The 25454-nt window shown below is 67.5% G+C and carries 19 protein-coding genes and 1 tRNA gene; 9 read left to right on the top strand and 11 right to left on the bottom strand.

Going from position 1 to position 25454, the window contains the following annotated elements:
* Positions 1-95 precede the first annotated feature (95 nt).
* Positions 96-185: transfer RNA gene (locus RTL41_RS00980), tRNA-Ser, on the top strand.
* 403 nt (positions 186-588) lie between these two features.
* Complete coding sequence (locus RTL41_RS00985) at positions 589-909, top strand: hypothetical protein (RefSeq protein ID WP_312160424.1); 321 nt, start codon at positions 589-591, stop codon at positions 907-909.
* A gap of 48 nt (positions 910-957) precedes the next feature.
* Here the strand turns inward: RTL41_RS00985 and RTL41_RS00990 are convergent, their stop codons facing one another.
* On the bottom strand, positions 958-1377 hold the full coding sequence (locus RTL41_RS00990) for a hypothetical protein (protein ID WP_312160426.1): 420 nt from the start codon (positions 1375-1377) through the stop codon (positions 958-960).
* An 816-nt stretch (positions 1378-2193) separates the two neighbouring features.
* Positions 2194-5652: an indolepyruvate ferredoxin oxidoreductase family protein gene (locus RTL41_RS00995; protein ID WP_312160428.1), complete on the bottom strand. Its 3459-nt coding sequence runs from the start codon at positions 5650-5652 to the stop codon at positions 2194-2196.
* A 117-nt stretch (positions 5653-5769) separates the two neighbouring features.
* Here RTL41_RS00995 and RTL41_RS01000 point away from each other — a divergent pair, with 117 nt between their 5' ends.
* Positions 5770-6249 (top strand): Lrp/AsnC family transcriptional regulator, encoded by a 480-nt coding sequence (locus RTL41_RS01000; protein ID WP_312160430.1) that lies wholly within the window; start codon positions 5770-5772, stop codon positions 6247-6249.
* Positions 6250-6320: 71 nt separating this feature from the next.
* On the opposite strand, the gene RTL41_RS01005 is transcribed toward RTL41_RS01000, so the two are convergent.
* The 9 genes from RTL41_RS01005 to RTL41_RS01045 form a co-directional block, all read right to left on the bottom strand.
* Positions 6321-6986 carry an XRE family transcriptional regulator gene (locus RTL41_RS01005; RefSeq protein ID WP_312160432.1) on the bottom strand — a complete coding sequence of 222 codons (666 nt, stop codon included), beginning with the start codon at positions 6984-6986 and terminating at the stop codon, positions 6321-6323.
* A gap of 150 nt (positions 6987-7136) precedes the next feature.
* Entirely contained in the window at positions 7137-8120 is a 984-nt protein-coding gene (locus tag RTL41_RS01010; RefSeq protein WP_312160434.1) for a phosphotransferase, read from the bottom strand.
* Positions 8113-9405, bottom strand: a complete 1293-nt coding sequence (locus RTL41_RS01015) for an aminotransferase class III-fold pyridoxal phosphate-dependent enzyme (RefSeq protein WP_312160437.1) — start codon at positions 9403-9405, stop codon at positions 8113-8115. Before RTL41_RS01015 ends, RTL41_RS01010 begins: the two co-directional genes overlap by 8 nt.
* Positions 9402-10391, bottom strand: a complete 990-nt coding sequence (locus RTL41_RS01020; RefSeq protein WP_312160439.1) for a dipeptide epimerase — start codon at positions 10389-10391, stop codon at positions 9402-9404. Before RTL41_RS01020 ends, RTL41_RS01015 begins: the two co-directional genes overlap by 4 nt.
* A complete protein-coding gene (gene dgcN / locus RTL41_RS01025) occupies positions 10388-11395 on the bottom strand; it encodes an N-acetyltransferase DgcN (RefSeq protein WP_312160442.1) in 1008 nt (335 codons plus the stop codon). The genes RTL41_RS01020 and dgcN overlap by 4 nt, the downstream gene beginning before the upstream one ends.
* Positions 11388-12950, bottom strand: coding sequence for a class I adenylate-forming enzyme family protein (locus RTL41_RS01030; RefSeq protein ID WP_312160444.1), 1563 nt, complete (start codon positions 12948-12950; stop codon positions 11388-11390). The genes dgcN and RTL41_RS01030 overlap by 8 nt, the downstream gene beginning before the upstream one ends.
* Positions 12950-14119, bottom strand: a complete 1170-nt coding sequence (locus RTL41_RS01035) for a thiolase C-terminal domain-containing protein (protein ID WP_312160445.1) — start codon at positions 14117-14119, stop codon at positions 12950-12952. Before RTL41_RS01035 ends, RTL41_RS01030 begins: the two co-directional genes overlap by 1 nt.
* Positions 14116-14544 carry an OB-fold domain-containing protein gene (locus tag RTL41_RS01040; RefSeq protein ID WP_312160446.1) on the bottom strand — a complete coding sequence of 143 codons (429 nt, stop codon included), beginning with the start codon at positions 14542-14544 and terminating at the stop codon, positions 14116-14118. Before RTL41_RS01040 ends, RTL41_RS01035 begins: the two co-directional genes overlap by 4 nt.
* Complete coding sequence (locus RTL41_RS01045; protein ID WP_312160447.1) at positions 14541-16034, bottom strand: aminotransferase class III-fold pyridoxal phosphate-dependent enzyme; 1494 nt, start codon at positions 16032-16034, stop codon at positions 14541-14543. Before RTL41_RS01045 ends, RTL41_RS01040 begins: the two co-directional genes overlap by 4 nt.
* A 228-nt stretch (positions 16035-16262) precedes the next feature.
* Between RTL41_RS01045 and RTL41_RS01050 the strand changes: the two genes are divergently transcribed.
* The 6 genes from RTL41_RS01050 (at position 16263) to RTL41_RS01075 (ending at position 25453) form a co-directional block, all read left to right on the top strand.
* Positions 16263-18398, top strand: a complete 2136-nt coding sequence (locus RTL41_RS01050; RefSeq protein ID WP_312160448.1) for a TonB-dependent receptor — start codon at positions 16263-16265, stop codon at positions 18396-18398.
* A gap of 72 nt (positions 18399-18470) precedes the next feature.
* The gene (locus RTL41_RS01055; protein ID WP_312160449.1) at positions 18471-19859 is read left to right on the top strand and encodes an MFS transporter; all 1389 of its coding nucleotides are present in this window, start codon (positions 18471-18473) and stop codon (positions 19857-19859) included.
* Complete coding sequence (locus RTL41_RS01060; protein ID WP_312160451.1) at positions 19856-21181, top strand: serine hydrolase domain-containing protein; 1326 nt, start codon at positions 19856-19858, stop codon at positions 21179-21181. Before RTL41_RS01055 ends, RTL41_RS01060 begins: the two co-directional genes overlap by 4 nt.
* Positions 21181-22500: a serine hydrolase domain-containing protein gene (locus RTL41_RS01065; RefSeq protein WP_312160453.1), complete on the top strand. Its 1320-nt coding sequence runs from the start codon at positions 21181-21183 to the stop codon at positions 22498-22500. The genes RTL41_RS01060 and RTL41_RS01065 overlap by 1 nt, the downstream gene beginning before the upstream one ends.
* Positions 22497-23978 carry a M81 family metallopeptidase gene (locus RTL41_RS01070; protein WP_312160455.1) on the top strand — a complete coding sequence of 494 codons (1482 nt, stop codon included), beginning with the start codon at positions 22497-22499 and terminating at the stop codon, positions 23976-23978. The genes RTL41_RS01065 and RTL41_RS01070 overlap by 4 nt, the downstream gene beginning before the upstream one ends.
* Positions 23978-25453 carry a M81 family metallopeptidase gene (locus RTL41_RS01075; RefSeq protein ID WP_312160457.1) on the top strand — a complete coding sequence of 492 codons (1476 nt, stop codon included), beginning with the start codon at positions 23978-23980 and terminating at the stop codon, positions 25451-25453. The genes RTL41_RS01070 and RTL41_RS01075 overlap by 1 nt, the downstream gene beginning before the upstream one ends.
* The last annotated feature ends 1 nt before the right edge of the window (position 25454 follow it).

Below are 25454 nucleotides of genomic sequence, written 5' to 3' on the forward strand. Positions count from 1 at the left end.
CGATTGCACGCCCGCGCGCAAGGCCGCTTGCCCGCAGGGGCGTCATGAGTATATTGCGCGCCTTCCGCGAGGGGCTGGCCCCCTTCAGGGCCTGTGGTGAGGTGGCGGAGTGGTCGATCGCGCACGCTTGGAAAGCGTGTATAGGTGAAAGCCTATCGAGGGTTCGAATCCCTCTCTCACCGCCAAACCCCCTCAATAAAATCAATCTCTTAGGTAGACCTTCCCAAGGGCGCCAACCGGCACAGCGCCTTGGCACACCTCGGCGCCCCCTGCATCTTCACGCCGCTGCACCAACGCAGCGAAGGAGGACCCATGCCACGCACCGCCGCGCTTATGTCCGCAGCCTGGTCGCCCTGTTAGGCACCGCCGCCATTGCGGCAAACGCCTCGAAGGATCGCGTCGCCCCTGTCTACACTCGGTTCACAAACGAGAAGGGGGATTGGGTCGCCAGCGTCTGGAGGGACCTGGACACCGGCTGCGAGTATCTCATGCGAATGGGCACCCTGACCCCGCGCCTCGGCGCCAATGGGCTGCCGAAGTGCGAGCCCTAATTAAGGCCCACCCTAGTAATCTCCTGATGGAGACCTGATGGATACCCTGAGAGAGAAGGTCCGCCAGCAGCTCGCCCCGGAGGACGAGGCCCGCGCGCTCGGGGCCGACCGACACCGCACTCGCCGCCCGCTGCCCTGGCGCACGGACACGGCTGGAGTGAGCGAGGAGAGCGAGCTTCCTCCTGGCCGCCAGCTCCTGAAGCTGACGATCATGCCGACCGCCGCCGCCATCGCTGAGTTCTGCGCCCGGATCGAGGAGGAAGGCTGGCCGGTGAAACGGGCGTTGGCGAGTTCGATGTTCAGCGACCGAAGGGCCGCCTCGCCTCAGTCCTTGCATGCGCCGCGAGTGCTGGCCTGACATCAGACAGACCAAAGGTCTGCTCGAACCACCGCCCGCCCAAACTCCCTAATCCATGGGGCTTTGGAACGACTCCGCTTCGGTAGGCGGCCAATCCTTCACCCACCAACGGAGATTGCTGAAGCGCGGATCGCTCTTCAGACTGGCTTCAAGATCACTAAGGAACGCGATGAATGCAGCGCGATTGGGCCAGAGCCGCCAGGTCATGTCCTTCGACTGAAGAATATAGTCGTCGATGAAGGTGACCTGCATCCAGAAGCGCTGCCCTTGGCGATAGGCATTGAGCGACCAGCCGTTCTCGTGTTCATTTTCCGGCTCGTCGACGCGATAGCCACGGGCCCTCAACATTTCTGCGACAGATCGAACGACCGCCTGTCCAGCGAACCGAAGCTCGTTACCGTCTTCGGCATAGAGGGCGTCGTCCGGGAAGTCGGCCTTGAACCAGACGTTCGGCCTTAGCTTCACCATTCCTGCTCTCCCTCCAACTCGTAGGCGGCGCCTCCGGCTGCAGCGCCGACCCCTCCGATCCGCGCCTTCAGAGGCGCAGGGCTCCCATGCCACAGTCGACCTGCGAGTCCATACTCCGGCAACCCAAGATCACGCCCACTCCAGCGCTCACCCAGGACACTTGTCCCATAAAACCTTGGGTCAGCGTCTCGGGTGAACCGCGCGGCCCTACGCCGCTGACGTTCCATGAATTCCGCGATGCCTTCACCCATGCCTAGCGCCGGCCCGAGCGGCCGCCCCTTTTCCTGTTTGATATGCAGGCTGGAGCGTCACCCACGCTCGTCCAGCGAAGATGCAAGATGCCCATCCGGATCAGGCCCGTCAAGAACAAAACAAGAACACCTGGAGGTGCGAGGCGAGAGGAGGTGCACGGCAGCCGTCTTCGCCTTCCGTGTCGACTTCATCCAGCGAGAGCTCGTCCCTTTGGCTGAGGCCTCCGCCTGACGGCTCACGCGGAGACTTGTAGGCGGATGACTGCTTGCATCGCCAACCAGTCAGAGAACTCTTCTCTCTTCCGGCGCTGAACATCCAAGCCGCGGACAACGCGGTCCACACACAGCTTCACCCCGTTGTCCTGCTTTCGCGCAATCGATCAGTCGCGACGAGGCTGGCCATGCAGCCGGTCTCGTCGCAAACATCTGATGAAATGGGTCCTGCAAGCGCCGTCGCCGACTTCGTGCGTCTGGGAATAGGCGCGCTTGAATAGCGCCTTGTCGGCCGAGCGATGACTCGCCCTCAGGCGATCGGCGCCATCCAGGGACAGCGGCGTTTCGATTGTCAGGCGGCTTCCGTCCGATTCTCGTAGGCGGCCCAGAGCCGGGCTCTGGCTTCCGCGGCTCGAGCCATTCCGGCTGCCTTGACCGGACCATATCCGCGCGCCTGCGCTGGCCACTCAGCGAGGGCGAGCGCGGATGTAAACGCCGTATCGGTGAGACTTGCGCAAATGCGATCGATGTCGGCGAAGTAGTCGGAAACCAACTGACGCTCGGCGCGCCGTTCCTCCGTGCGCCCGAACGGGTCCAGCATCGTGCCGCGAAGCGCCTTGCCGCGCGCAAGCCAGCCCATCACAGGCAATATCCAGGGACCGAAGCGCCGCTTGCGGGGGCGACCGGTGGCCGCGTCCGGGCGGCTCATGAAAGGCGGCGAGAGCCAGAGGCTGATCTTCTTCGAGCCCTGCAGATCGCGACCGAGCGCGCCCCGGAACTCCGGATCGGCATAGAGGCGCGCCACTTCGTACTCGTCCTTATAGGCCATAAGCCGATAGGCCTGGGTGGCGACCACCCGCGCCAGGGCCTCGCCGCGGCTCCCTTCGGCCTGGCGCACCTTGTCGACCAGGGCCTCGAAACGCGCGGCGTAGGCGCGGTCCTGATAGGCCGTGAGCTCCCCCGCCAGACGGCCAACCAGTTCCGCCACCGTTTCCGCATGGATAGGCGCCGTCCGCATTCCAAGTATCTGCGCGACGCCGACCTCGTCGTGCGCCACCGCCCGCCCCCATCGAAACGCCTTCTTGTTGGCGTCGACGGCGACGCCATTGATCTCGATGGCGCGGAGGATCGCGGCCTCCGAGAGGGGCAGCGCGCCGAGTTGCCAAGCGTAGCCCAGCAGCAGCGTGTTCGCTGTCGCCGCTTCACCGAAGATGGCCTCGGCGTAACTTGTCGTGCGCCACGCCGCGATGCGCCGCGCCTTGCGCCCGATCGCCCGCCGCATCGCCGCGAGCGGTAGGCGCGCATCGCGGTCCGCCACGGCGTCCGCTGTCGGCGCGGCGTCCTCGTTGAGGACCACCAACGTGCGTTTTGAGTCGAGGCGCATCTGCGCGTCTGCCGAGCTGCCCACCACGATGTCGGCGGCGAGCATCAGATCCAGGGCGCCCTCGCCGATCCGCACCGCGTGCAGCACGCCAGGGTCGGCGGCGATCCGGACCTGGCTCGTAACGGCGCCGTTCTTCTGCGCCAGCCCCGTGAAATCGAGCGTCGTCGCGGCCAAGCCTTCCACATGCGCCGCTGTCCCCAGGAGCGCCCCCAAAGTCAGCACGCCCGTGCCGCCGACTCCAGCCACGAAGACATTGAAGTCCCGGTCAAGGGCCGCAAGACGCGGTTGCGGCAGGGCGTCGAACAACGCGGCGGCCGCTTTGGCGAGCGCCTGCTCGTCGGGACGGGGCGGCGTAGCGCCCTCGATCTCCACAAAACTGGGACAGAAGCCTTTGACGCAGGAGAAATCCTTGTTGCAGGCGCTCTGGTTGATGCGGCGCTTGACGCCGAAGGCTGTCTCCAGCGGCTCCACCGCGATGCAGTTCGACTGTATCTGGCAGTCGCCGCAGCCCTCGCAGACTCGGGGGTTGATGAAGAGCCGCCTGTCGGGATCGGGGAATGCGCCACGCTTTCGCCGCCGCCGCTTCTCCGAGGCGCAGGTCTGCTCATAGACGATCGCCGTGACCCCGGGAATCTCGCGCAGCTCGCGCTGCACGGCGTCGAGAGCCTCGCGGCCGTGGAAGGTTATTCCTGTCGCCAGCCCCTCGGCGCCGCGCCAGCGATCGGGCTGCTCGGAAACGAGCGCGATGCGCGAGACCCCTTCGGCCGCCAGTTGCCGGGTGATCCGCTTAGGATCGATCCGACCTTCCGCAGGCTGGCCGCCAGTCATGGCGACAGCATCGTTGTAGAGGATCTTGAAGGTCATGTTGGCGTCGGCCGCCACGGCGGCGCGAACGGCGAGCAGCCCCGAATGCTGATAGGTCCCGTCGCCCAGATTCTGGAAGATGTGCCCGGCCTCGGCGAACGGCTCTGCGCCGATCCATTGCGCGCCCTCGCCACCCATCTGGCTGAAGGTCGAGGTCTTCAGCTTCGGCTCGCTAAGCGCCATTACGTGGCAACCGATACCGCCGCCGGCAATGGAACCGTCCGGCGTGCGAGTGGACGTGTTGTGGGGGCAACCTGCGCAGAAGAAGGGGCGACGCGCCACGAGGCCCGAGACGTCCGGCCGCGCCGCCTGCGCCTCCCATTTCGCAAGGATCGGCGCGAATTCGGCCGCCGCGGCCCCCAGGACTCGGCTAAGCGCGCGCGCCACCAGCAGCGGCGTGAACTCCAGGATTTCGGGGAAGAGCGGTGCGCCGTCGCGGTCGCGCTTGCCGATGACCGCCGCGCGGCGCGAGGCGGGGATGTTGTAGAGCGCAGCCTTGAGCTGATCCTCGACGAAGCCTCGCTTCTCTTCGACGACGACAACGAGCTCGGCTTCCTGCGCCAACACTTGCAGTTGGGAGGTTTCAAGCGGCCAGCTCAGGGCGACCTTGTAGATCGCCACGCCCAAAGCCCCCGCGCGCGCCGCGTCAACGCCGAGGCGTGCGAACGCCTCCATCACGTCTTGGTGCGCCTTGCCAACGGTCACCAAGACGATCCGCCGCCGCGGCGCGTCCTGCACGATCCCATCAAGCCCGTTGGCCCGCGCCCAGGCCGCTACGGCCGGCAGGCGCTCCTCGATGAGACGGCGCTCGAGCTCGGCGCGGGCGCCCGGCCAGGTGACGGACGGATCCCAGTTGAGGCCGTGCGGCGGCGGAAGGAAGTCCGCCGGGGCCACGAACCGCGGCAGCGGGTCGGGGGCCTCGAAGGAGGCGGCGCTCTCAACGACCTCCGCGATCGTCTTCATGGCGACCCAGACGCCTGCGTACCTTGATAGGGCAAAGGCCGAGAGCCCCAGGGTCAAGATGTCCCGCACCGACGACGGCTGCACCACCGGCATCGAAACCGAGTGGAAGATCGCATCCGTTTGGTGCGGGAACATCGATGACTGCGCCGAGTGGTCATCGCCGGCCAGGGCCACCACTCCGCCGAGCCGCGACGTACCGAGCATGTTGGCGTTGCGGAACACGTCGCCGGAGCGGTCGACGCCCGGCCCCTTGCCATACCAGACGCCGAACACCCCATCCACGCGGGCCGGTCCGTAGGCGCGATGCATCTGCGCGCCCCAGAGCGCAGTCGCAGCAAGGTCCTCATTGAGGCCCGGCTGAAAGACGACATCGTGCGATTTGAGGTGTTTTTCCGCGCGCCAGAGTTGCTGATCGTAAGCGCCCAGGGGCGAGCCGCGGTAGCCCGAGATCAATCCGGCCGTCGACAGGCCCCGCGCCCGATCGAGCCGCCGCTGCATGAGCGGCAACCGAACAAGGGCTTGAATTCCGCTCATATAGAGACGGCCGGCCTCGCGCGAATAGACATCGTCAAGGCTGAACTGGAGATCGACGGCCGACATGCAACGCCCTCCCAAAGGAAGGGTGGACAATATCGCCAACTAGGAGAGTATTTCCCACCAAACCACCTACCTGTATTGGGGTTTATTAGTGCTTTTGCACCAGGATCATACGCAACCATGACGCAAACAACCGCCCCCCGCCTCGACCGTACGGATCGCAGGATTCTTGCCGCCCTGGCGGCGGACGGACGTCTCAGTTGGCGTGATCTTGCTGCGCAGGTCGGCCTGTCGCTTACGCCGGTGATGCGGCGCGTAAGGCGGTTGGAGACCGAGGGCTTCATCACCGGCTATGCGGCGCGGTTCGACGAGCGACGGCTGGGCGCTGCGTTCAGCGTCTTCGTTCAGGTCAGCTTGGAGCGTCAGGCGGAGGAGGCTCTCGAAACCTTCGAGAGCCGCATCGCGCAGGCGCCCGAGATCATGAGCTGCTACCTGATGTCCGGCGATGCGGACTATCTGCTACGGGTCGTCGCCGCCGACCTGGAATCCTATCAAGCTTTCATGACGGGATTTCTGACGCGGATCCCCGGTGTCGCGCGCATTCAGTCCTCGTTCGCCCTAAAGCCAGTGATTGACCGGACCGCTCCGCCGCTCGGGTGAGCGGCCGCGGAAACGCCAGGCGGAACGGTCGCAGGGCCACCGAATCTCAATGCGCGAAGGGCGAAGAGGCCTCACCCAGCGCTTCTGCGGCGCTGACTGATGTCGAGGATGGTCGCATCGCGCTCCACCGTGGCCTTGACCGCGACCGCCGGGCGGGAGCGCAGGCAGACGGACAGGATGCGGCAGGGGCCGGGGCTGGCGGCGATCCAGGCATGGCCGATCTCGCTGTCGAAATAGATGGAGTCCCCCGCCGCCAGGCGTGCTGGCGCGTAGACCTCGGTGTGGAAATCCACTTCGCCTTCAAGGACGTAGACATATTCCTCACCCGCGTGGTGATGGAAGTCATCGAAGTTCTCGATCGACCGAGCCCTGACGTCGACAATGACCGGCGTCATCCCCTTGTGCAGCAACTCGGTCGCCAGGTAGGTGTCGGCGTAGTGCTCGGACTCGATGGTCTGGCCTTCGCCCGCCCGCACGATGCTGCGCCGGCCATTGACCACGATCGCCGACGGCGCCGTGCTGGGCGCCACGATCTGGGCCATGTCGATGCCCAGGGCCAAGCAGATCTTCTCGATCTTGTCGTAGGTCAGGGAGATCTTGTTGTTTTCCGCCTTCGACAACGTCGACAGCGCCAGTCCGCTGCGTTCATGCAACTCGGCCAGGGTCAGCCCGGCGCGCTGCCGATAGGAGCGCAACGCGCCACCAATCCCGCCGGGGGGCATCTTAGCTTCCGACATCACGCGCCTTCCTTCCGATGGCGCAGAGAGCTCAAGGCGCCAACGATTTTCACATTTTTAGACCAAACGAAAATAGGCCGTGGATATTGATGAAACAATGTTGAATTCACACCTTTAGCGAGCCGCCTCGCCATCCACGCGGCAGTCTGCTCAACCATCGAGGAACGCTCTCGCCTGGGACACGACGGCGGCCTTCAACGCCACGAAGGCCCGCGAGGCGCTCAGCTTCGGGCGCTGCTCGAACCAGCCCACCAGAAACAATCCCCGCATCAACATCATCGGCGACAGCAGGGCCAGCGAATCGTCGGCCAGGGGTTCGATGGCGGCGTAGGCCTCCAGGAACGTCGCCTCGCAACGCCGATAGTCCGCCTCGCCAACCAGATGGAACAACAAGGTTCCCAGGTCGTACAGGGGAGAGCCGAAGCCCGCGTCGTCGAAATCGATCAGGCGCAAGCCATCGCCGTCCGCCATCACATTGGCGAGCGTCAGGTCGCCGTGGATCAGGCTGGACGCCGCGGTCTGGCCGGCAAGACGCTCGCGCAGGTCGTCGCGCGCTTGAGTCAACACCGCTCGTTCATCCCTGGTCAGCGCAGGGTGCCGGTCGAAGTGGCCCCAGACCGGCGCATCCCCGATCAGGGTCTCGAAATTCAAGGCCCGACGCACGAACCCCGGCGGCGGACGCCAGGCTTTGGCCTGGGCGTGCATCCGGGCCGTCGCCGCACCCAGCTTCGCCAGATGCGCGCCCTGCACCAATTGTTCGGGGCAGGTCTCCAGCATCTGATGGAGCGACATGCCGTTCACCCAGCGCGCGAGGCTTGCGAAACGCTCCTCGCCCGTCTCTGTCCGGATCGCCGCCACCGCACCGCCATCGCAGGTCAGGCGCCGGTCGGGCACGGAGACGCCCGCGTCGGCCAGGGCCTGAACCCAGACGAACTCCGCCTCCAGCTCCTCCCGGCTGTTATGGCCCGAACGGTGAAGCCGCAGGGCGTAAACGGTGCCTTGGAAGTCTTCGGCCCGGAAGGTCAGGTTCTCGCCGTGCCAGGCCAGTGCGACCGTCCGGGCATCGACCCCGAAGGCCTTAAGCGCGTGCAGAGCGGCCGGCAGGAAGCGGGCCTCCGTCCCGGATCTAGACATGGGTCTGGCTCATCGCCTGGTCGAAAGCCTCGACGAAGGCCTCCGCGTCGGCGAGCGAAAAGGCCAGGGGCGGCCGCAGCTTGATGACGTTGCCGTGGACTCCGGCGTTCGCCGTGAGGAAGCCCATGGACTTCAGGCGATTGACGACCTCCACGGCCAGCGCCTTGTCCGGCCGTGAATCGCCGTGGCCACGGACCACCTCGACACCCAGGAAAAGGCCCGCGCCCCTGACGTCGCCAATCCGCTGATCCATCGGCTGACGCTGCCGGAGCATAGCCTTGAAGGCCGCTCCGACGCGCGCGGCGTTCTCCGCAAGCCCCTCGGCCTCGATCACATCCAGCACGGCCATGCCTACCGCGGCCTGCAAGGGGCTGGCGGCAAAGGTGTTGAAGTAGTGGGTGCGGGCGCGGAACCCTTCCACGACATCGCGCCCCGCCATTGTCGCGGCCAGGGGCAGACCAGCTCCCATTGCCTTGCCCAAGACCGTGATGTCGGGCTCGAAGCCGGCGTGCTGGTAGCCCCACCAGGCTCCCGTCCGGCAATATCCGGCCTGCACCTCGTCAGAGATGACCAGGCCACCCGCGGCATGCGCCATCTCGCAGGCCCGGCGCATGAAATCCTTGGGGATGTCCGGCAGCCCATCATTGGCGAAGATCGGGCAGACGATCAGGGCGGCGAAGCCGGCGCCGTTTCCTTCCAACGCCGAGATGGCCTCTTGCAGGCGCTCAAGATAGGCCTCGGCGTTACGGGCCTGGTCCGCGCCTGGCGCGATCGGCCGGTAGAGCTCCGGCGTTGGAAAGACGCGCACCGCCTCGGACGGCGCCCGCCGGCGCTCGAAGGGATTGAGAGCGCCGACCAGTTCGCTGTTGCCGTGATAGGCCGCGCTGGAGCAGACGACCCCATGGCGACCGGTGGCGATCCTCGCCATCCGGATGGCGACCTCGTTGGCCTCGGTTCCCGTGCAGCTAAAGACGACGCTAGCGACGCCCGAGTGGTTCAGGCCCACCAGCCGCTCGGCGAAGGCCACGGCGCCCTCGTGGAGATAGCGGCTGTGCACGTTCAACATCGCCTGCTGCGCCGCCATCGCCTGGACGACCCGAGGATGTCCATGCCCGACGGAGGGCACGTTGTTGTAGAGATCGAGGTATCGCCGCCCGTCCGCATCGAACAGATAGACCCCTTCCCCACGCACGATATGGAGCGGCTCGCGGTAGAACAGCGGCGCCCCGGCGCCAAAGACGCGATCGCGCCGCGCCGCCAGCGTGTGAGCGTTCCCGGCCGTCATCCCCACAGGACCGGCGAGGCGGGGTGGACCATGCCATTCTCGAACCGCATCGGCGGATCGCGGTCCCGCGCCAGGGTCGTCGGTCCGTCGAGGTCCACGTAACGGGCGCCTTGTCCGGCCAGCAGGCCCGGAGCGATGGCCAGGGAGGTGGACAGCATGCAGCCCATCATCACCCCCATGCCATGGTTCTTGGCGGCCGCCGCCAGATCCAGGGCGCCGTTGAGGCCGCCCGTCTTGTCCAGCTTGATGCTGACCAGTTGGTACTTGCCCACCAGCGCCTCCACGTCGGCGGCCACGTGGCACGACTCGTCCGCACACAGCGGCATGCCGAGCTTGAGGTTGCGCAGCCCCTCGTCCTGCCCGGCCTTGCACGGCTGCTCGATCATCTCGATGCCCAGCGCGCTCATCGGTCCGGCATAGTTCGCCAGTTGATCCAGGCTCCACCCCTCATTGGCGTCGCAGATCAGCCGCGCATCCGGCCGGGCCCGGCGCACGGCCGCGACACGCTCGACGTCGGCCTCCCCCTCGCCCAGCTTCAACTTGAGGATCTTGAAGTCCGCCCAGGCAGCGGCGTCCGCGGCCATCCGTTCCGGAGTGTCGAGGGTCACCGTGGCCGTGGTGACCAGGGCCGTGGGTTCCTGCATGTGCAGCATCGACCAGGCGGGGACGCCCGCCCGCTTGGCGGCCAGATCGACGAGCGCGCAGTCCACCGCGTTGCTGGCGGCGCCTCTCAGGTTCAGGCGCTCCACGGGGGGCGGCGAGCCGGACTCGATCTCGTCGCGGCAGGCCTCGATGGCCGCGACCACGCTTTCCGGCGTCTCGCCATAGTGGGCGTAGGGCGTGGCCTCGCCCCGGCCGATGGCGTCGCCTTCCTGAATGCGAACCACGACGACGACGGCGCTCAGGTCGACGCTGCGCGAAATGGCGAACGGCTTGATGAGCGGCCAATCCTCGATGGCCACCTCAAGGGTGCGGGCGCGGGTCACGACAGGGTCTCCGTGATGGGCGCGACGCCGAACCGGACGGGATCGACGCAGGGCAGGCCCAGCCTCCGATCGGTCTCCCTGAGAAGGGCCTCGGCGGCCGAGGCCGTGAGCTTGCCCGTGTTGATGGAGACGCCGACGCAGCGGATGTCGGCGTTGGTCACCCGCCCCAGCCGGGTCGTCAGGTCGATCACCGCCTCGAGGCTGGGCACGGGGGTCTCCACTCCGGCCATGACCGTACGGGTCGGCTCGTGGCAGACGACGAAGGCGTCAGGCTGCGAACCGTGCAGCAACCCCAGGGACACCCCGGCGAAGGCGGGATGGAACAGCGACCCCTGCCCTTCGATCACGTCCCAGTGGTCGGCGTCGGCCGCCGGCGCAAGCTGCTCGGCGGCGCCGGCGACGAAGTCCGCCACCACGGCGTCGACGGCGATCCCGCCGCCGCCGATCAGGATGCCGGTCTGCCCCGTCGCCCGGAAGGTGGCCGCCACGCCCCGCTGGCGCAGGTCGGCGTGCAGGGCCAGGGCCGTATACTTCTTGCCCACGGCGCAGTCGGTGCCCACGGTCAACAGTCGCCGACCCGGCCGCTTCCGCCCGTTGCCGACCGTATAGTCGCGGCTGGAGTGGCGCACGTCGATCAGGCGACGCCCCGTGCGGTCCGCCGCAGCCTGTAGCGCCGGGATCGCGCCCAGCCGGTCATGCAGGCCGCTGGCGACGTCCAGGCCAGCTTCCATCGCCTGGACCAGGACGTCGATGTAGCTGACCGGCAGCGCGCCGCCTCGCGGCGCGATGCCGATGACCAGGGTGCGGGCGCCGGCCGAGGCCGCCTGGGGCGGCGACATCTCCGGCAGGCCAAGGTCGATTTCGCAGCCGGGCAGCCGGGCTTGGCCCAGGCAATCGGGTCCGCGCCATTGCACAAGGCCAAGGCCGGTCTTGGCGGTCACCTCATCCCTGACGTCACCGAGGAAGACCAGGTAAGGCGGCAAGATATTGATCTGACTACTCATCGAAGCTCGCATGTTCCGGATTGAGAGTGTGAAACCGCTCGCGAAGCTCTCGCTTCAGCACCTTGCCCAGCGCGCCGCGCGGCAGCCGCTCGACGACCACGACGGCCGCCAGGCGCTGCACCCGTCCCAGCCGCTGGTTGGCCCAATCGCGCAGGTCGTGGCCCTGGACCCCGGCGCTGTCGCGCAGGGTCACCGCGGCGGCCGGGGTTTCGCCCCACTGCGCGCTGGGGATTGCGAAGACCGCCGCCTCGGCCACCTCGGGATGGCCGGCGAGAACCTCTTCGAGGTCGGCGGCGTAGACGTTGAAGCCGCCGGAGATGATCATGTCCTTCTTGCGATCCAGGATCTGGAGGAAGCCCTCCTCGTCCAGGCAGCCAATGTCCCCCGAGCGCAGAAAGGGATCGCCCGCAGCGTCCCGCCAGATGAGCGCCGCGGTCGCCTCCGGGTCGTTGTGATAGCCATCCGTGACGTCGACGGCCCGGCCCACCACCTCGCCGACCCGACCGACGCCCAGTTCCAGGCCGTCCTCGTCGATGATCTTGATCCCGTCGGGCACGTCGCTGCTGCCCACCGTGTGCAGCTTGTCGGGTCGCTCATGGGCCAGCAGCAAGGTGGAGGGCGCGCCCTCGGTCATCCCGTAGACCTCGATCAGACCGCCCGGCCACAGGCGCAGGATCTCGCGCTTGTGCTCCACCGGCATGCGGGAGCCGGCGCACCATTTCGTCGAGGGCGGGAGGGCGGCTAGCTGCGCCACGGCCGTGGGATCGTCCAGCAGTCGCGCCACCTGAACGGGCACGAGATAGACGTTGTCCGGCGCGAACCCTTGGCAGGCCTCGACCAGGGCCCCGGGCGAGAACCGCTCCATCAGGTGCGCATGGCCGCCGTTCCACAGCGTGTAGACCAGGGCGCACAGCGTCCAGTTGGAGTAGAGGCTGGTGGTCGTCAGGGTGCGCACGCCCGCTGGAAAGGCGAGTTCGCTGACGCCGATCGACCAGGCCGCCCGCAGCGCGTGGCTGTGGACGATGCCCTTGGGACGGCCCGTCGTGCCGGAGCTGTAGATGATGTTGAACTCGTCGCGGGGCCGCACCGCAGCCTCGGGCGCAGTCTCGTCCGCGCCATCCAGGAAGGCGCCGGCGGAAAGATATCCCTCCGCCTCGAAATCGATGGCGATCCGGGGAATTGGCATGTTTGCGACACGGGGCGTCACCAGTCGTCGGTATCGCTCCGACACCAGCAAGGCCCCGGCCTGGCAATCGCTCAGGATGCGCAGAACCGCCTCGTCGCCGACCAAGCCGGGAACGGGTACGACGGATGCGCCGGCCTTCAGCACGCCCAGAAGCCAGAGCACGCCCGCCACATCGGCGCCGACCATCAACGCCACGCGGGCGCCGGCGCCTATGCCCGCGCCGGCCAGGGCGTTGGCGATGCGGTTCGTCTGCGCGTCGAGCTGCGCCCAGGTCACGCTGTGGGCCGGGTCGCTCAGCGCAGGCGCATCGCCCAGGCTGCAGCCATGCAGGTGCAGCCTGTCGACGAGGGTGGGGGGCGCGTCCGCCATCAGACCCGCCCCAGGATCAGCGCGCTGGTCGGCGCGGGACCAGGGCCGCCAGTCACCAGGCAAAGCTCCGCGCCGCCCACCTGGCAAGTGGAGGTCCCGCGCATCTGGCGCACCCCCTCCACCACATGGTTCAGACCATGGATGTAGGCCTCGGAGAGATTGCCGCCGTGGGTGTTGACCGGCAATGCGCCATGCGGCCACTGGATCGCGCCGCTGGCCGAAAAGGCGCCGGCCTCGCCGCGCGGGCACAGGCCATAGTCCTCCATAGCCATCAGCGCCAGGCCGGTGAAGTTGTCGTAGATCTGGGCCACGTCGATGTCCGACGGCTTGACCCCTGCCCGTCCGTAGAGGTCGTTGGCCAGGCTGGCCGCGCCGATGGTGGCGAAGCTTTCCAAGGGCATGTTGAAGGCGCCCAGCGGCCCTGACGACCAGCCGACGCTGGACCCGTGCGCCGACGACAGAATCGGAACCGGCGCTGCGCCCAGGTCGCGCGCGCGTTCCCAGGTGGTCACCAGCACTGCACAGGCGCCGTTGGTCTCCAGGCAGCAGTCGTAGAGCCGCAAGGGGTCGGCGATGATACGCGCGGAAAGATAGGTCTCCATGTCCAGCGGCCGGCCGCGGGTGACGGCGGCGGGGTTTCGCTGGGCGTGTTCGCGACAGGCCAGGGCGAAGGCGCCTAGCTGCTCCTGCGTGACCCCGTGCTCGTGCATGTAGCGGGCCACGTGCATGGCCAGGAGCTGCGGCGCCGCCAGCAGTCCGAAGGGATAGATGAAGCTGCCATGCCGTCGCTTGGCGCTGTAGCGGCCGTATCGCCCCGTCTGCCCCTGGGCCAGGCTGCGCACGGCCACCACCGCCTTGGCCTGTCCCGACATCACGGCCATGGCGGCCAGGTCGACGGCCCCGCAGGACCCGCCGCCGCCGCCGCCCCAAAGGATGGCGCTGAGCCTCACCTCCGTCAGGCCGAGGGCCGCCTGCACCATGGCCGGCTCACAGCCGTCGCCGCCGAACGAGGTGACGCCATCGATGTCGCGAACCGCCATCCCGGCGTCCGACGCGGCCGCGACGATCGCCTCGCAGCCGAGCCCGAGCTCGGTGGACTCAAGCGGCGCGTTCCATCGCGTGTACACCGTCTGGCCGATACCGACGATGCAGGGGGTCTCGGGCTTCATGAGCGAGACGCCGGCTCGAAACGCGGCACGATCCGGCCCCCGCCCGCCGCCTCCCAGACAAGCGACAGCTTCATACCGATCCGTAGGTCCTCGTTGGCGCAGTTGACGATGTTGGAGACCAGCCGCACCGACTGGGTCCCCGGGAACATCACCACGGCGGCGTTGTAGGGAACCGCCGGCGCCAGGCTTGCGTGGCTGGCGTGGCGCACGATCGTGAAGGTGAAGAGTTCCGCGTCCTCGCCCGGCGGCTTCCACAGGTGATGCGGCGAGTTGCACGCACCACAGAACGGCATCGGCGGATGCCTGACGACGCCGCAGTCGGCGCACGTCTGAAACCGCAGCGATCGCTGGGCGCAAAAGTCCCAGAACGGCTGTTCCCAAGGCTCCGGATCACCCACCAGGGCGTCTGTGGGCAGATAACTCATGCGCGCCCCCAACCGATCAGCGCCTGGCCGGCCCCCGCGAGCCTATCTAGCGCGCGGGCGAAGGCCTCGATCGCCCGCTCGACCGCCGAGGCGTCATGCGCCGCGCTCAGCAGGCCGCCGGGCCAGTTGTTCAGGTCCAGACCCTGTCGCAGCAGCTCCACGCGCAGGTCGTTGACCAGCCGAAGAGGCCGAGCACGCAACTCCTCGGCGGCGCAGGTCGAGGGATCGAAGGCGCGAGGCTCGAAGCTTCGGCCGAGCGGGTTGATGAAGATGTGCAGAGCGGAGTGCTCGCCATAAGCCGCCCACCCGACCCCCTGGCGCGCGAAGGCCGCATTGAGGCCGGCGCGCAGCGCCGTCGCGGCCGCGTTGGCTCGCCTGATCAGTTCGCCATCGGCGATGGCCGCCAGGGTGGCCAGCCCCACGGCGGCGACCACGGGATTGCCATTGCCCGTGCCCATGTGCGCGACCCGCTCGGGCCCGCCGGTTCCTCCGGGCCGGTTGTCCAGGGCTTTCATCAGCCCACGCGACCCCGCCAAGGCGCCGGCCGGCAGGCCGCCGCCCAGGATCTTGCCCAGGATGGTCAAATCAGGTTTCAGGCCCAGCAGCTTCTGGGCTCCGCCTGGGGCGACCCGGAAGCCGGTAATGGTCTCATCGGCGATGCACAGGCTGCCGTGCCGCCCCGCCGTTTCGCCCAGGGCCAAGGCGTCGGCGGCGCTCAAGGGAAGCTTGCCGAAACTGCCGCCGGTGGGTTCGAAGATGATGCTGGACACGCGCCGGCTGGCCAGCACCGCCAGCGCTTGGGCGACATCCTGAGCCTCGACCAGGACGACCTCGTCGTCGGCCAGGGCCAGGTCAAGAAACCGATCCGCCGCAACCCTGCGCAGCAGCGCGGGGCCCATCCAGCCGCAGTAGTGGTCACGCAGAACCAGCACAGGCGCACGTCCGGTGACCGCGCGGGCGATGGCGAACGACAGGGCGCAGGCTTCATTTCCAGAGGCCGTGAATCGAATCTGCTCGGCGCCGGGCATGAGCGCGCACACCGCTTCGGCCCAAGCCACTTCCGCTTCGCTGCCGGCGCTGAAGTTCAATCCCGCTTCAATGGCCCTGAGCCCCGCCTCAACCACGCCAGGATGGGCATGGCCCAGCAGCAGGCTGCCGTTCCCGCATTGCAGATCGACCAGCTCGCGGCCGTCGACGCCGGTCTTGAACGGTCCCGCAGCCCGCCGCACGAAGGGGCCGCCGGGCTCAAGCTGCCGGCCATCATGGCTGGCTCCGCCGGGCATGACCTCCAGCGCCCTGCGCGCGACTTCCGCGACGTCTCCGCGCCCCGCGACCGTCACGTCCAACTCCGGCACGACGCGAAAGCACTTTTCTCTTCCGACAATTTGAAACCAGGCTCCGAGGCGGGCGAGCAGGTTCCAGACACAGCACCGCCGCGCCTCGGCCCCTTCCGCCAAAGGTGTTTGAAAAAGCGGCAGCCCTGGCGTCATCGCCGTCCGCCGATGGCGATCACCCTATGAGAATTTTCTATTTTAGCTAGATGGAAAATTCTTTCTTGCAAGGTGAACGTTTTTAGGCGGACTAATGAATGCGCGACGAAACCTCACCATTGAGTGCAGCATGGACGCGTTGCCACGGGGGATGACATGACGATGATCGAACAGTGTTCCGACGCGCAGACACGAGCGAGCGGACGGACGCGGCGGAGGCTGACGCTGATGTCCAGCGCCGCCTTAATGGCGCTGCCCTGCGCGGCCTGGGCCGATGAAGCGCCGACGACGGACAACACGGTGGAAGCCGTCATAGTCACCGCCACCAAGCGCGCCGAAAACCTCGAGGACTTGCCCCAAGCGGTCACCGTCTTCGGCGGACGGCGCCTCGAGGAGATCAAGGCCGACAGTCTTGAAAGCCTGGCGGGCTACGTCCCGGGCCTGGAGATGCAGACCTTCGCGCCGGGCCGCACGCGCATCACCGTGCGGGGCGTCTCGCCCGATGAGCAGACCGGCGTCACCACCGTCAGTTACTATCTCGACGAAATTCCGCTGACGGCCGCCGACCAGCGCAGCCAGCCCACCATACGCTTCTACGACATCAGCCAGGTCGAGGTGCTGCGGGGCCCGCAGGGCACCCTATATGGCGAAGGCGCCATGGGCGGTACGATTCGCATCATTACGAACAAGCCCGACACAGATGCGTTCGCCGCCTCGATGAAACTCGACGGCTACACCGTCGCGAAGGGGTCCCAGGGTTATGTGGCCGACGGCATGATCAACCTGCCGCTGGTCAGCGACAAGCTGGCGGTCCGGTTGGTGGCGGAGCAACGGCGCAACGCGGGTTGGATCGACCAGACCATGGTCTCCATCCCCGTCCCGACGGTGGGCCCGCCCGCCCGCTACGTGACCACCGGCAAGGAGAAAGACGTCAACTCATCGGAGGAGACCTCGATCCGCGCCGCGCTGCGTTTCACGCCGACCCCGGAGTTCACGGCGGACCTGACCTACATCTACAACGACCTGGACATCCGCTCGGCCAGTATCGCCTCGGTCAATTCCTACGAACACCTCGACTTCGCCCTGCGCCCCAGCAAGGGAAGCAGCAATCTGTGGAACCTGACGCTGCGCTATGATTTCGACGGCTTCACGTTGACTTCCACCAGTTCGCAGACCAACCGCGACACCAAGCGCTTCGATCCCTATGAGCCTATCGTCTTCGGCACCACCGACGCCAGCAAGCTAAGCTTCACCACCTTCCTGAACGCTGATGTCTTCACCCAGGAGCTGCGCGCCGTCTCCAAGTCCGACCAGCGGCTACGCTGGACCGTGGGCGGATACTTCCGCGAAACCAAGGAAGACAGCGGCGGCACCTACGACGCCTATCTGCCCGCCACCAACGCCAACGCCGTCTTCTACACCTATACCAGCCAGGTCAAATCCAGCGCGCGGGCGGTGTTCGGCGAGGCGGAGTTCGACCTCACCGACGCCATCACCCTGATCGGCGGCCTGCGCTGGTTCGAGGAAAAGCAATCGGCGGGCAGCCTCCATCGCAAACCCGACGGCGTAACGCCCAAGGCCACCATCCGCTACCGCGTCAACGACGACCTGATGGCCTACGCCACCTATTCCGAGGGCTATCGGTCAGGCGGCTTCAACTTCAACGCCGGCCCGGCGGAATATGCGCCGGACACCACCAAGAACTACGAGATCGGCGCGAAATATACGTCTCCGGACGGCAGGCTCTACGCATCGGGCGCCGCCTACTACATCGACTGGAGCGACATGCAGTTCATCCAGCTCGATCCGGCCGGCTTCTTCACCTACATCGGAAACGCCAACAAGGCCTCCAGCCGCGGCGTGGAAGCCGAGGTGAATTATCGCTTCACCGATAAGCTCTGGACCCAGGTCAGCGGCAACATCACCTCGGCCCACCTGGATTCCGACGTGCACGGCAATTTTACCCCGACCATCTTCTCCGGCACCGACCTGCCGTCAGTCCCGCCGTACAAGTTCAACGCCATCGTGGGCTACGAAACCCCGGTGATGAACGACTACACCTTGAAGCTCACCGCCGCGGTGAGCTTCGTGGGACCGCAGCAGACCAAGCTGGAACGCAGCGGCGCCTATACGGACTTCCTCTTCGGCACGACCTACGTGGTGGGCAGCCGTATCCCGGCCTCCGCGAACGGGCGCCTGCGGGCCGAACTCAGCCACGGGGACTGGGCGGGCGCGCTCTACATAAACAACGTCTGGAACGACCGCACGCCGGTGGGCAACGACAACTTCCTGCCCACCCTCGGCCAGCCGCTCTATTACCTGCAGCCCAGGACAATCGGCTTGGAACTCTCTGCGAAATTCTAGTCACCTCTAAGCTTCCAAGACCGGAGCGCCTCGAAGGCGTTCCGGTTCGTCCTTAAAAGGCGGTCATCAGCGTTGTCGCAGCCCCACACCATACCGGCCCGAGGGGCCCGCCTGCCCACGGGATCTCTCCTGGCGTTTTCCAGTCCGGCGCTGGCGGCGACCCTGCTGATCTATCCCGTGTTCGGCATCCTGCCGAGCTACTACGCCCTGAACACCCAGGTCACCTTGGCCCAGATCGGCGGCCTGTTCCTGGTCGCCCGCGTGGCCGACGCCCTTATCGACCCGCTGGTCGGCATCCTGTCCGATCGCACCCGCACCCGGCTGGGCGGCCGCCTGCCCTGGATGATCGCCGGCGCGGCGATGGCGATCCCGTCGATCTATTTTCTGTTCCTGCCGCCGCCGGCCGCCACGGCGAGCTATTTCCTGATCTGGTCCACCGCCGTCATGTTCGCCTGGACCTTGATGACTATCCCGCACGGGGCCTGGGCGGCCGAGCTGTCCGACGACTACGACGAGCGTTCCCGCATCTTCGGCATCCGCAACGTGCTGGCTCAGATCGGCGGCTTCGCCTTCCTGTTGCTTCCGCCGCTGCTGGCGCCGTTGACCCACACCACCGAGATCGGCCAATCCACCATGTGGGGTCTGGTGATCATGCTGTGGATCGTCACGCCGCTCTCGCTGCTCTGGGCGGGCCTGAAGTCGCCCAGCTTCGGCAGCGCGGCCAGCCAGGCGGCGCAACCGCAGTCCTCACTTGCCTCGGTCCTGCGCTCGATCGGATCCAACAGGCCCTTTCTCTACTTCATCCTGGTCACCGCCATGGGTGGGGTGGCGGCGGGGATGAGCACGGCGCTGCTGTTCCTCTACGTGCAGGACTACCTGAAGCTGGGAGCCTCCTTCTTCGTCGTCGGGCTGATCAGCTCGCTGGTGATGATCGGCTCCACGCCTCTGTGGCTCTGGGCCAGCAGCCGGTACGGCAAGCACCGGACCTGGACCTTCGGGCTGCTGCTGGGCGTTTTGGTGTCCCTGCCCTTGCTGGTCATCGTCCCCGGGCCGCAGGCGTTGATTCCCTTGTTGCTCGTCAGCGCGCTGAGCGGACTTGCGCAGGGAGTGATCATTCCCCTGCCATCGTCGATCCTGGCCGACATCTCCGACTACGCCCTGTGGAAGGAGAAGGCGAACGCCACGGGCAACTACTTCTCCTGCCTGGTCCTGCTCTCGAAGATCACGGCGGCCGTCGGCTCGTCCCTGGCGCTCATCCTCAGCGACATCATGGGCTACACGCCCCACGCCGCCGCGGCGACCAAGGCGGTCTCGCTGCTGACGCCGTTGGTCATCGTCCCGGCGATCCTGCAACTGATCGCCGCCGTCCTCGTCTGGAACTTCCCGCTCGACCGTCGCCGCCAGGGCATCATCACCCGGCGGCTGGCGCAACGGCAGGCGCGCCTGGAGGCTGCCTCGTGACGCCGCCGCCCCTCGACGATCTCGCCGACCGGGTCTCGCGCGCGCGGGCGGCGGCCGAGTGTCCCGGGCTCACCTTCGGAGTGATCCTCCATGGCCGGATGACCAGCGCCGCCGCCGGCGTCGTGAACATCGAGACCGGGGTCGAGGCGCGTCCGGACAGCCTCTTTCAGGTCGGGTCGATCACCAAGGCGATGACGGCCACCTTGATCATGCAGGCCGCCGAGGCGAGGCTGCTGGACCTCGACGCGCCGGTCGAGACCTACCTGGGCCGCCCGATCGGAAAGGGTCCGTACAGCGGGCCGTTCTCATGCCGGCAACTGCTGGCGCATCTGAGCGGCCTCGATGGAGACCTGTTCGCCGACACCGGCCGGGACGACGAGGCGCTGGCCCGTTACGTGGCTCAGTGCGAGGGCCTGGAGGTGATGTCGCCTCCCGGGCTCCACTACAATTATTCCAATGCCGGCTACGTCGTCCTCGGCCGCGTCCTGGAAATCGTCCACGACCGGTCCTTCGACCACGTGCTGCGCGAGCAGTTGCTGGCGCCCCTGGGCCTTCGCCGCTCGACGACCTTCGCGGAGGACGCCGTCTTCGCCCGTACCGCCGTGGGCCACGCCCCGGACGTGAACGGTCGGCCCGCGCTGGTCTCGCAGGTCACCCTGCCCCGCGCCCTGGGCCCGGCCGGCCTGTCGCTGTATTCGACCGTGGAAGACCTGCTGAGCTTCGCCAAGGCTCACCTGGCCGGCGCCCCCACGATCCCGTCGTCCATCATCGCGGCGATGAAGACGCCGCACGCCCGGTTGATCGACGGTACGGCGTGGGGCCTGGGCTGGAAACTGATCGACCGGGGCGCCGTCAGCTTCGTGGGCCATGACGGCGGTACGATCGGACAATCGGCCTTCCTATGGACGGCGCCCGAATACGGTCTCGCGGTCGCCCTATGCGCCAATGGCGGCGACGCCAGCGCGGCCTGGGAAGCATTGGCCCATCCCGTCTTCCGCGACATCTGCGGCCAGATTCCGCAGGCGGAGCTCCCTGCACCCTCGGACGGACCCATCGATCTCGCGCCGTTCGTCGGGCGCTACGAGAACGTCGGCGTCGACGCTCACGTCACCGTGGACGGCGACCGGCTGAAAGTCGTCGCCCACCAGCAGGCATTCGCCCTGCCCCCCATCGTCTTCCACATGCGTCCGTTGGGCGGCGGCCTGTTTCGCGCAACCGTGGGCCAGAACGACAGGATCGTCATGGGCTTCCTGGACTTCGACCTCGATGGTCGGCCGCAGCTATTCTATGCCGGCCGCCTGCATCGTCGGCGCGCGTCCTGATGGACGCCGCCCTCGCCAACGCCCTGCAAGCCCAGATCGACGACGCCTGTCGTCGTGGCGGCCTGTGCGCGGCCAGCCTGGCCCTGCACACCGATGGGCAGGTCCACGCTTTCGCGGCGGGCCTTGCGAACGCCCGGGAAGACATCTCGGCCAACCCCGACACCCTGTTCCACATCGGCTCGGTGACCAAGGCCATCACCGCAGAGCTGGTCTGGCGCCAAATCCTGGAGGGGCGGCTGTCGGCAGATACGCCGGTGATCGACGCCGCCCCGGAGCTGGCCCATATCGCCACCCTGGCCGACCCGCGCCTCACCATCGGCCATCTGCTCAGCCACACAGGCGGACTGGACGGCGACATCGTGTTCGACGCCGGACGCGGGCCCGATGTGCTGCAGCGCTTCCTGGCCCGGATCGCGGCGATCGGATCGTTGGCGCCCCCCGGCGTACGCTTCTCCTACGCCAACGTCGGTTACAACATCCTGGCCCGGATCCTTGAACGCCGCGTGGAAACGCCGTTCGAGGATCTTCTACGGACCCTTCTGCATGAGACCCATGGCCTGACGCAGGTCGCCATCCTGCCCGAGGAGAAGCTGCGCCACCGCACCGCAGTCCTGTTCACGGCTGAGGGCCGGGGCTGGTCCCCGGTCGCCTTTGGGCCCCATTCCAACATCGGCTCCGGCACGGTCCTGGCCATGAGCATGCCCGACCTCGCGCGCTGGGGCGCGGCGCTCGCCAGCTCGAGCGACATCGTTGGCCAGATGACGCGGCCGGCCATCGCCCTGCCCTACAGCCACCGCTACGCCGGCTGGGGGTTCGGCGTCACGCTGTTCGACGGCATGGGCCAGACGGTGTTCGGACACGATGGCGGTACGGCGGGCACGACGACGTTTCTGCGCGTCGCACCGCGCAGCGGGGCGACCTGGGCCTTTTCCGCCACCGGCCCGGAGGCCCTGGCGGTCTTCCGCGCGCTGGACGGCGCGATCCGGGCCGACCTCGGCCTTTCGCCCGCCGCCTCGCCCAAGACTCAGGTCGCCCCCGCCGATCTCGCGCCCTACGAAGGCGACTATTTGCGTCACGGCATGAGCCTGAGCGTTCGAAGAGCGAACGCGGGCGGGCTTGTATTGTCCACCGGGGGCGACCTGCCGATCCTGGACGGCCTCCAGCTACGCCCCCTCAGTTCGGAGGTCTTCGAAGCCGAGATCGCGTCCATGGGCGGCGCGAAGATCTGGCTCTCATTCCATGAATTCGATCCCGACGGTCGGCCCAGGCTGTTGTACGCCCTGGAACGCCTGGCCCGTCGCGCGGAGGCCATGCCGTGAAGTTCTACTGCGCTTCCATCGCCCACGAAACCAGCCGCTGGTCGCCGATCCCGACCAATCTCGACAGCTATCGCCGCCAACTGCTTTACCTGCCCTCGGCCGGGGAGCAGCACCCCCTGCCCCCCGAGGCGATCGATCCGGCTGGCTGGTGCGGGGTCCTGCGCGCCCGCGGGCATGAGACGGTTATCGGTCCCTTCGCCTCGGCTGTCCCCAGCCGCCCCACGCCCCGCGCCGACTACGAGGTGCTGAAGGGCGAACTGCTGGCCGCCTTGCGCGCCGCCTTGCCCGTCGACGGCGTGGCTTTGCTGCTGCACGGCGCCCAGGTCGCGGAAGGGGTCGATGACTGCGAGGGCGACATGCTGGCGGCGGTCCGTGCGATCGTCGGCCCCGACGTTCCCATCGGCGTGGTGTTCGACCTGCACGGCAACGTGTCCGACGCCATGGTCGCCTCGGCCGACGTGCTGCTGGCCTGCCTGGAATATCCGCACATCGACTTCGACAGCCGCGCGGTCCAGATGGCGCTGTTGGTCGAACGCGCGGCGAGGGGTGAAATCAGGCCCACGACCGTGCGCCAGCGCGTGCCGATGCTGGGCACCTACTACACCACCGTCCATCCGATGCGCGGGCTCGTGGACTGGGCCAAGGCGCACGAGGGCCAAGACGGCGTGCTGGCCGTCAGCATCACCCACGGCTTTGCCTGGGCCGACATCGCCGACTGCGGCGCGTCCGTGCTTGTCTGCTCCGATCAACGTCGGCCCGAGGCGCGGGCGCTGGCCGACCGGATCGCTGATCGCTACTTCAGCCTGCGCGATCAGATCCGTTCGCCCAGGCTGCCCGCCGAGCAGGCGGTGGCGGCGGCCCTGGCCCACCCCGCCGGCCCGGTCGTCATCGCCGACACGGCCGACAATCCGGGCGGCGGCGCGGCCGGCGATTCCACCTTCCTCCTGCGGGCGCTGCTCGATTTGAAAGCTTCAAACGCCGCGTTGGGCATGCTGTGGGATCCGGTGGCCGCCAGCCTGGCGATCAAGGCGGGCGTGGGCGCGCGGTTGAGGCTGCGGATCGGCGGCAAGACCAGTCCAGCTTCCGGCCCGCCCCTGGATGTCGACGCCCTGGTTCTGGCCTGCCGCACGGACGCCACCCAGAACGCCCAAGGCGCCGTCTCGCCCCTGGGTCCGTCGGCGCTGATCCAGGTCGAGGGTGTGAAGGTCGTGCTCAACAGCATCCGCGACCAGGTGTTCGATCCCGCCTGCTTCGAAGCCTTCGGCGTGGATCCGCGCGGCTGCGACATCGTGGTGGTCAAGGGCCAGCAGCACTTCCATGCCCTGTTCAGCCCCTTCATGGCCGCCGTCCTCTACGCCACCCCGCCGGGAACGGTGGACACCGATTACGAGACCATGACCTTCAAGAGGATCCCCTCGCCCATGCACCCCATCGTCAAACCGCCCTTCCAAGCCTTCGGCCGCGAGTGGAGCGTCTGATGCGCCTGTTCACCGCCTGCCTGGCCCATGAATCCAGCAGCTTCTCGCCGATCCCCACCAACATGGAAAACTTCCGCGACGCGATGCTGCATCGCCCGTCGCGCGGAGAGACCGTCAAGGGCCGCTTCAAGTCGATCGAATGCGCCCTCACGGCCAAGGGACATGACCGCGGCCATGACATCGTCGAAAGCGTCGGCGCGGTGGCCATGCCCAGCGGCCCGCTGGCCCGCACCGACTACGAGGAACTGCGCGATGAGATCGTCAACGACCTCCGGCTGGCCATGCCCGTGGACGCGGTGGCCCTGTTCCTCCACGGCGCGCAACTGGCCCAGGGGTATGACGACTGCGAAGGCGATCTGCTGGCCGCGCTCAGAGCGGTGACCGGGCCCGACATCCCCATCGGCGTCGAGATCGACCTGCACGGCAACGTCACCGAGGCGATGACCCGCAACGCCACCGCCATAATCGCCTGCAAGGAATATCCGCACACGGACTTCCTCGAACGGGCCGACGAGCTGCTGGATATCCTGGAGGCCACGGTCGCCGGACGGGCGCGCCCGGTGATGGCCGTCTGCAAGCTGCCCATGACCGGCATCTTCCACACCACGCGCCAGCCCTTGCGCGGCATCGTCGATGGCCTCTTCGAGCTGGAACAGCGCCCGGGCGTGCTCTCCGTCTCCATCGCTCACGGCTTTCCGTGGCATGACACCCCGCATGTCGGCGTCGCGGTGATCGTGGTCTCCGACGGCGACGAGCCCCTGGCCCGAACGCTGGCGGACGAGGTTGGCGCCCAGGTGTTCGCGGTGCGCGAGCAGATCGCGGCGCCCCGCACCTCGCTCGAGGAAGCCCTGGCCCAGGCTGCGGGGCTGAACAGCGGCATGGCGATCATCGCCGATACGGCGGACAACGCCGGCGGCGGCGCGGCCAGCGACTCCACCTTCTTCCTGCATGAGCTGATCCGCATGGAGGCGCAGGACGCCGCGGTCGGCATGATCTGGGATCCGGTGGCGGTGGACATCGCCTTCACCGCCGGCGTGGGGGCCACGCTGGCCATGCGCATCGGCGGCAAGACCAGCGTCCTTTCCGGTCCGCCGGTAGACGCCGAGTTCAAGGTGATGGCCCTGACGCCGAGGCTGGGGCAAACCGCGTTCGGCTTCTACCGCATCGTTGGGCGTGCGGCGCGGCTGCGCACCGGCGGCATCGACGTGGTTCTGATCGAATCGCGCGAGCAGGTGCACAGTCCCGAATGCTTCGAGGAACTGGGTGTCGACCTGGCCTCGACGCGCATCCTCGTGGTGAAGTCGGCCCAGCATTTCCACGCCCGCTTCAAGCCGCTCGCGGAGAAGATCATCTACGCTGTGGCCCCTGGGGCGACGAGCGTGGACTTCACCACCTTCGACTACGCGCGGCTGGTCCGCCCCATATGGCCGCTCGACCCCGAGGCCGCCTTCCCCTCGACGCCGGGGCCCCGGTGAC

Origin of the sequence: Phenylobacterium sp., assembly GCF_031984885.1 — a bacterium.
Taxonomy (GTDB): domain Bacteria; phylum Pseudomonadota; class Alphaproteobacteria; order Caulobacterales; family Caulobacteraceae; genus Phenylobacterium.

Bases quoted from the DNA above. Each gene is read 5' to 3' on its own strand.
- RTL41_RS00995 (WP_312160428.1), bottom strand. From the start codon at position 5,652: ATGTCGGCCGTCGATCTCCAGTTCAGCCTTGACGATGTCTATTCGCGC.
- RTL41_RS01015 (WP_312160437.1), bottom strand. From the start codon at position 9,405: ATGACGGCCGGGAACGCTCACACGCTGGCGGCGCGGCGCGATCGCGTC.
- RTL41_RS01000 (WP_312160430.1), top strand. From the start codon at position 5,770: ATGACGCAAACAACCGCCCCCCGCCTCGACCGTACGGATCGCAGGATT.
- RTL41_RS01035 (WP_312160445.1), bottom strand. From the start codon at position 14,119: ATGAAGCCCGAGACCCCCTGCATCGTCGGTATCGGCCAGACGGTGTAC.
- RTL41_RS01075 (WP_312160457.1), top strand. From the start codon at position 23,978: ATGCGCCTGTTCACCGCCTGCCTGGCCCATGAATCCAGCAGCTTCTCG.
- RTL41_RS01040 (WP_312160446.1), bottom strand. From the start codon at position 14,544: ATGAGTTATCTGCCCACAGACGCCCTGGTGGGTGATCCGGAGCCTTGG.
- RTL41_RS01045 (WP_312160447.1), bottom strand. From the start codon at position 16,034: ATGACGCCAGGGCTGCCGCTTTTTCAAACACCTTTGGCGGAAGGGGCC.
- dgcN (WP_312160442.1), bottom strand. From the start codon at position 11,395: ATGAGTAGTCAGATCAATATCTTGCCGCCTTACCTGGTCTTCCTCGGT.
- RTL41_RS00990 (WP_312160426.1), bottom strand. From the start codon at position 1,377: ATGGTGAAGCTAAGGCCGAACGTCTGGTTCAAGGCCGACTTCCCGGAC.
- RTL41_RS01005 (WP_312160432.1), bottom strand. From the start codon at position 6,986: ATGTCGGAAGCTAAGATGCCCCCCGGCGGGATTGGTGGCGCGTTGCGC.
- RTL41_RS01050 (WP_312160448.1), top strand. From the start codon at position 16,263: ATGTCCAGCGCCGCCTTAATGGCGCTGCCCTGCGCGGCCTGGGCCGAT.
- RTL41_RS01030 (WP_312160444.1), bottom strand. From the start codon at position 12,950: ATGGCGGACGCGCCCCCCACCCTCGTCGACAGGCTGCACCTGCATGGC.
- RTL41_RS01065 (WP_312160453.1), top strand. From the start codon at position 21,181: ATGGACGCCGCCCTCGCCAACGCCCTGCAAGCCCAGATCGACGACGCC.
- RTL41_RS00985 (WP_312160424.1), top strand. From the start codon at position 589: ATGGATACCCTGAGAGAGAAGGTCCGCCAGCAGCTCGCCCCGGAGGAC.
- RTL41_RS01010 (WP_312160434.1), bottom strand. From the start codon at position 8,120: ATGTCTAGATCCGGGACGGAGGCCCGCTTCCTGCCGGCCGCTCTGCAC.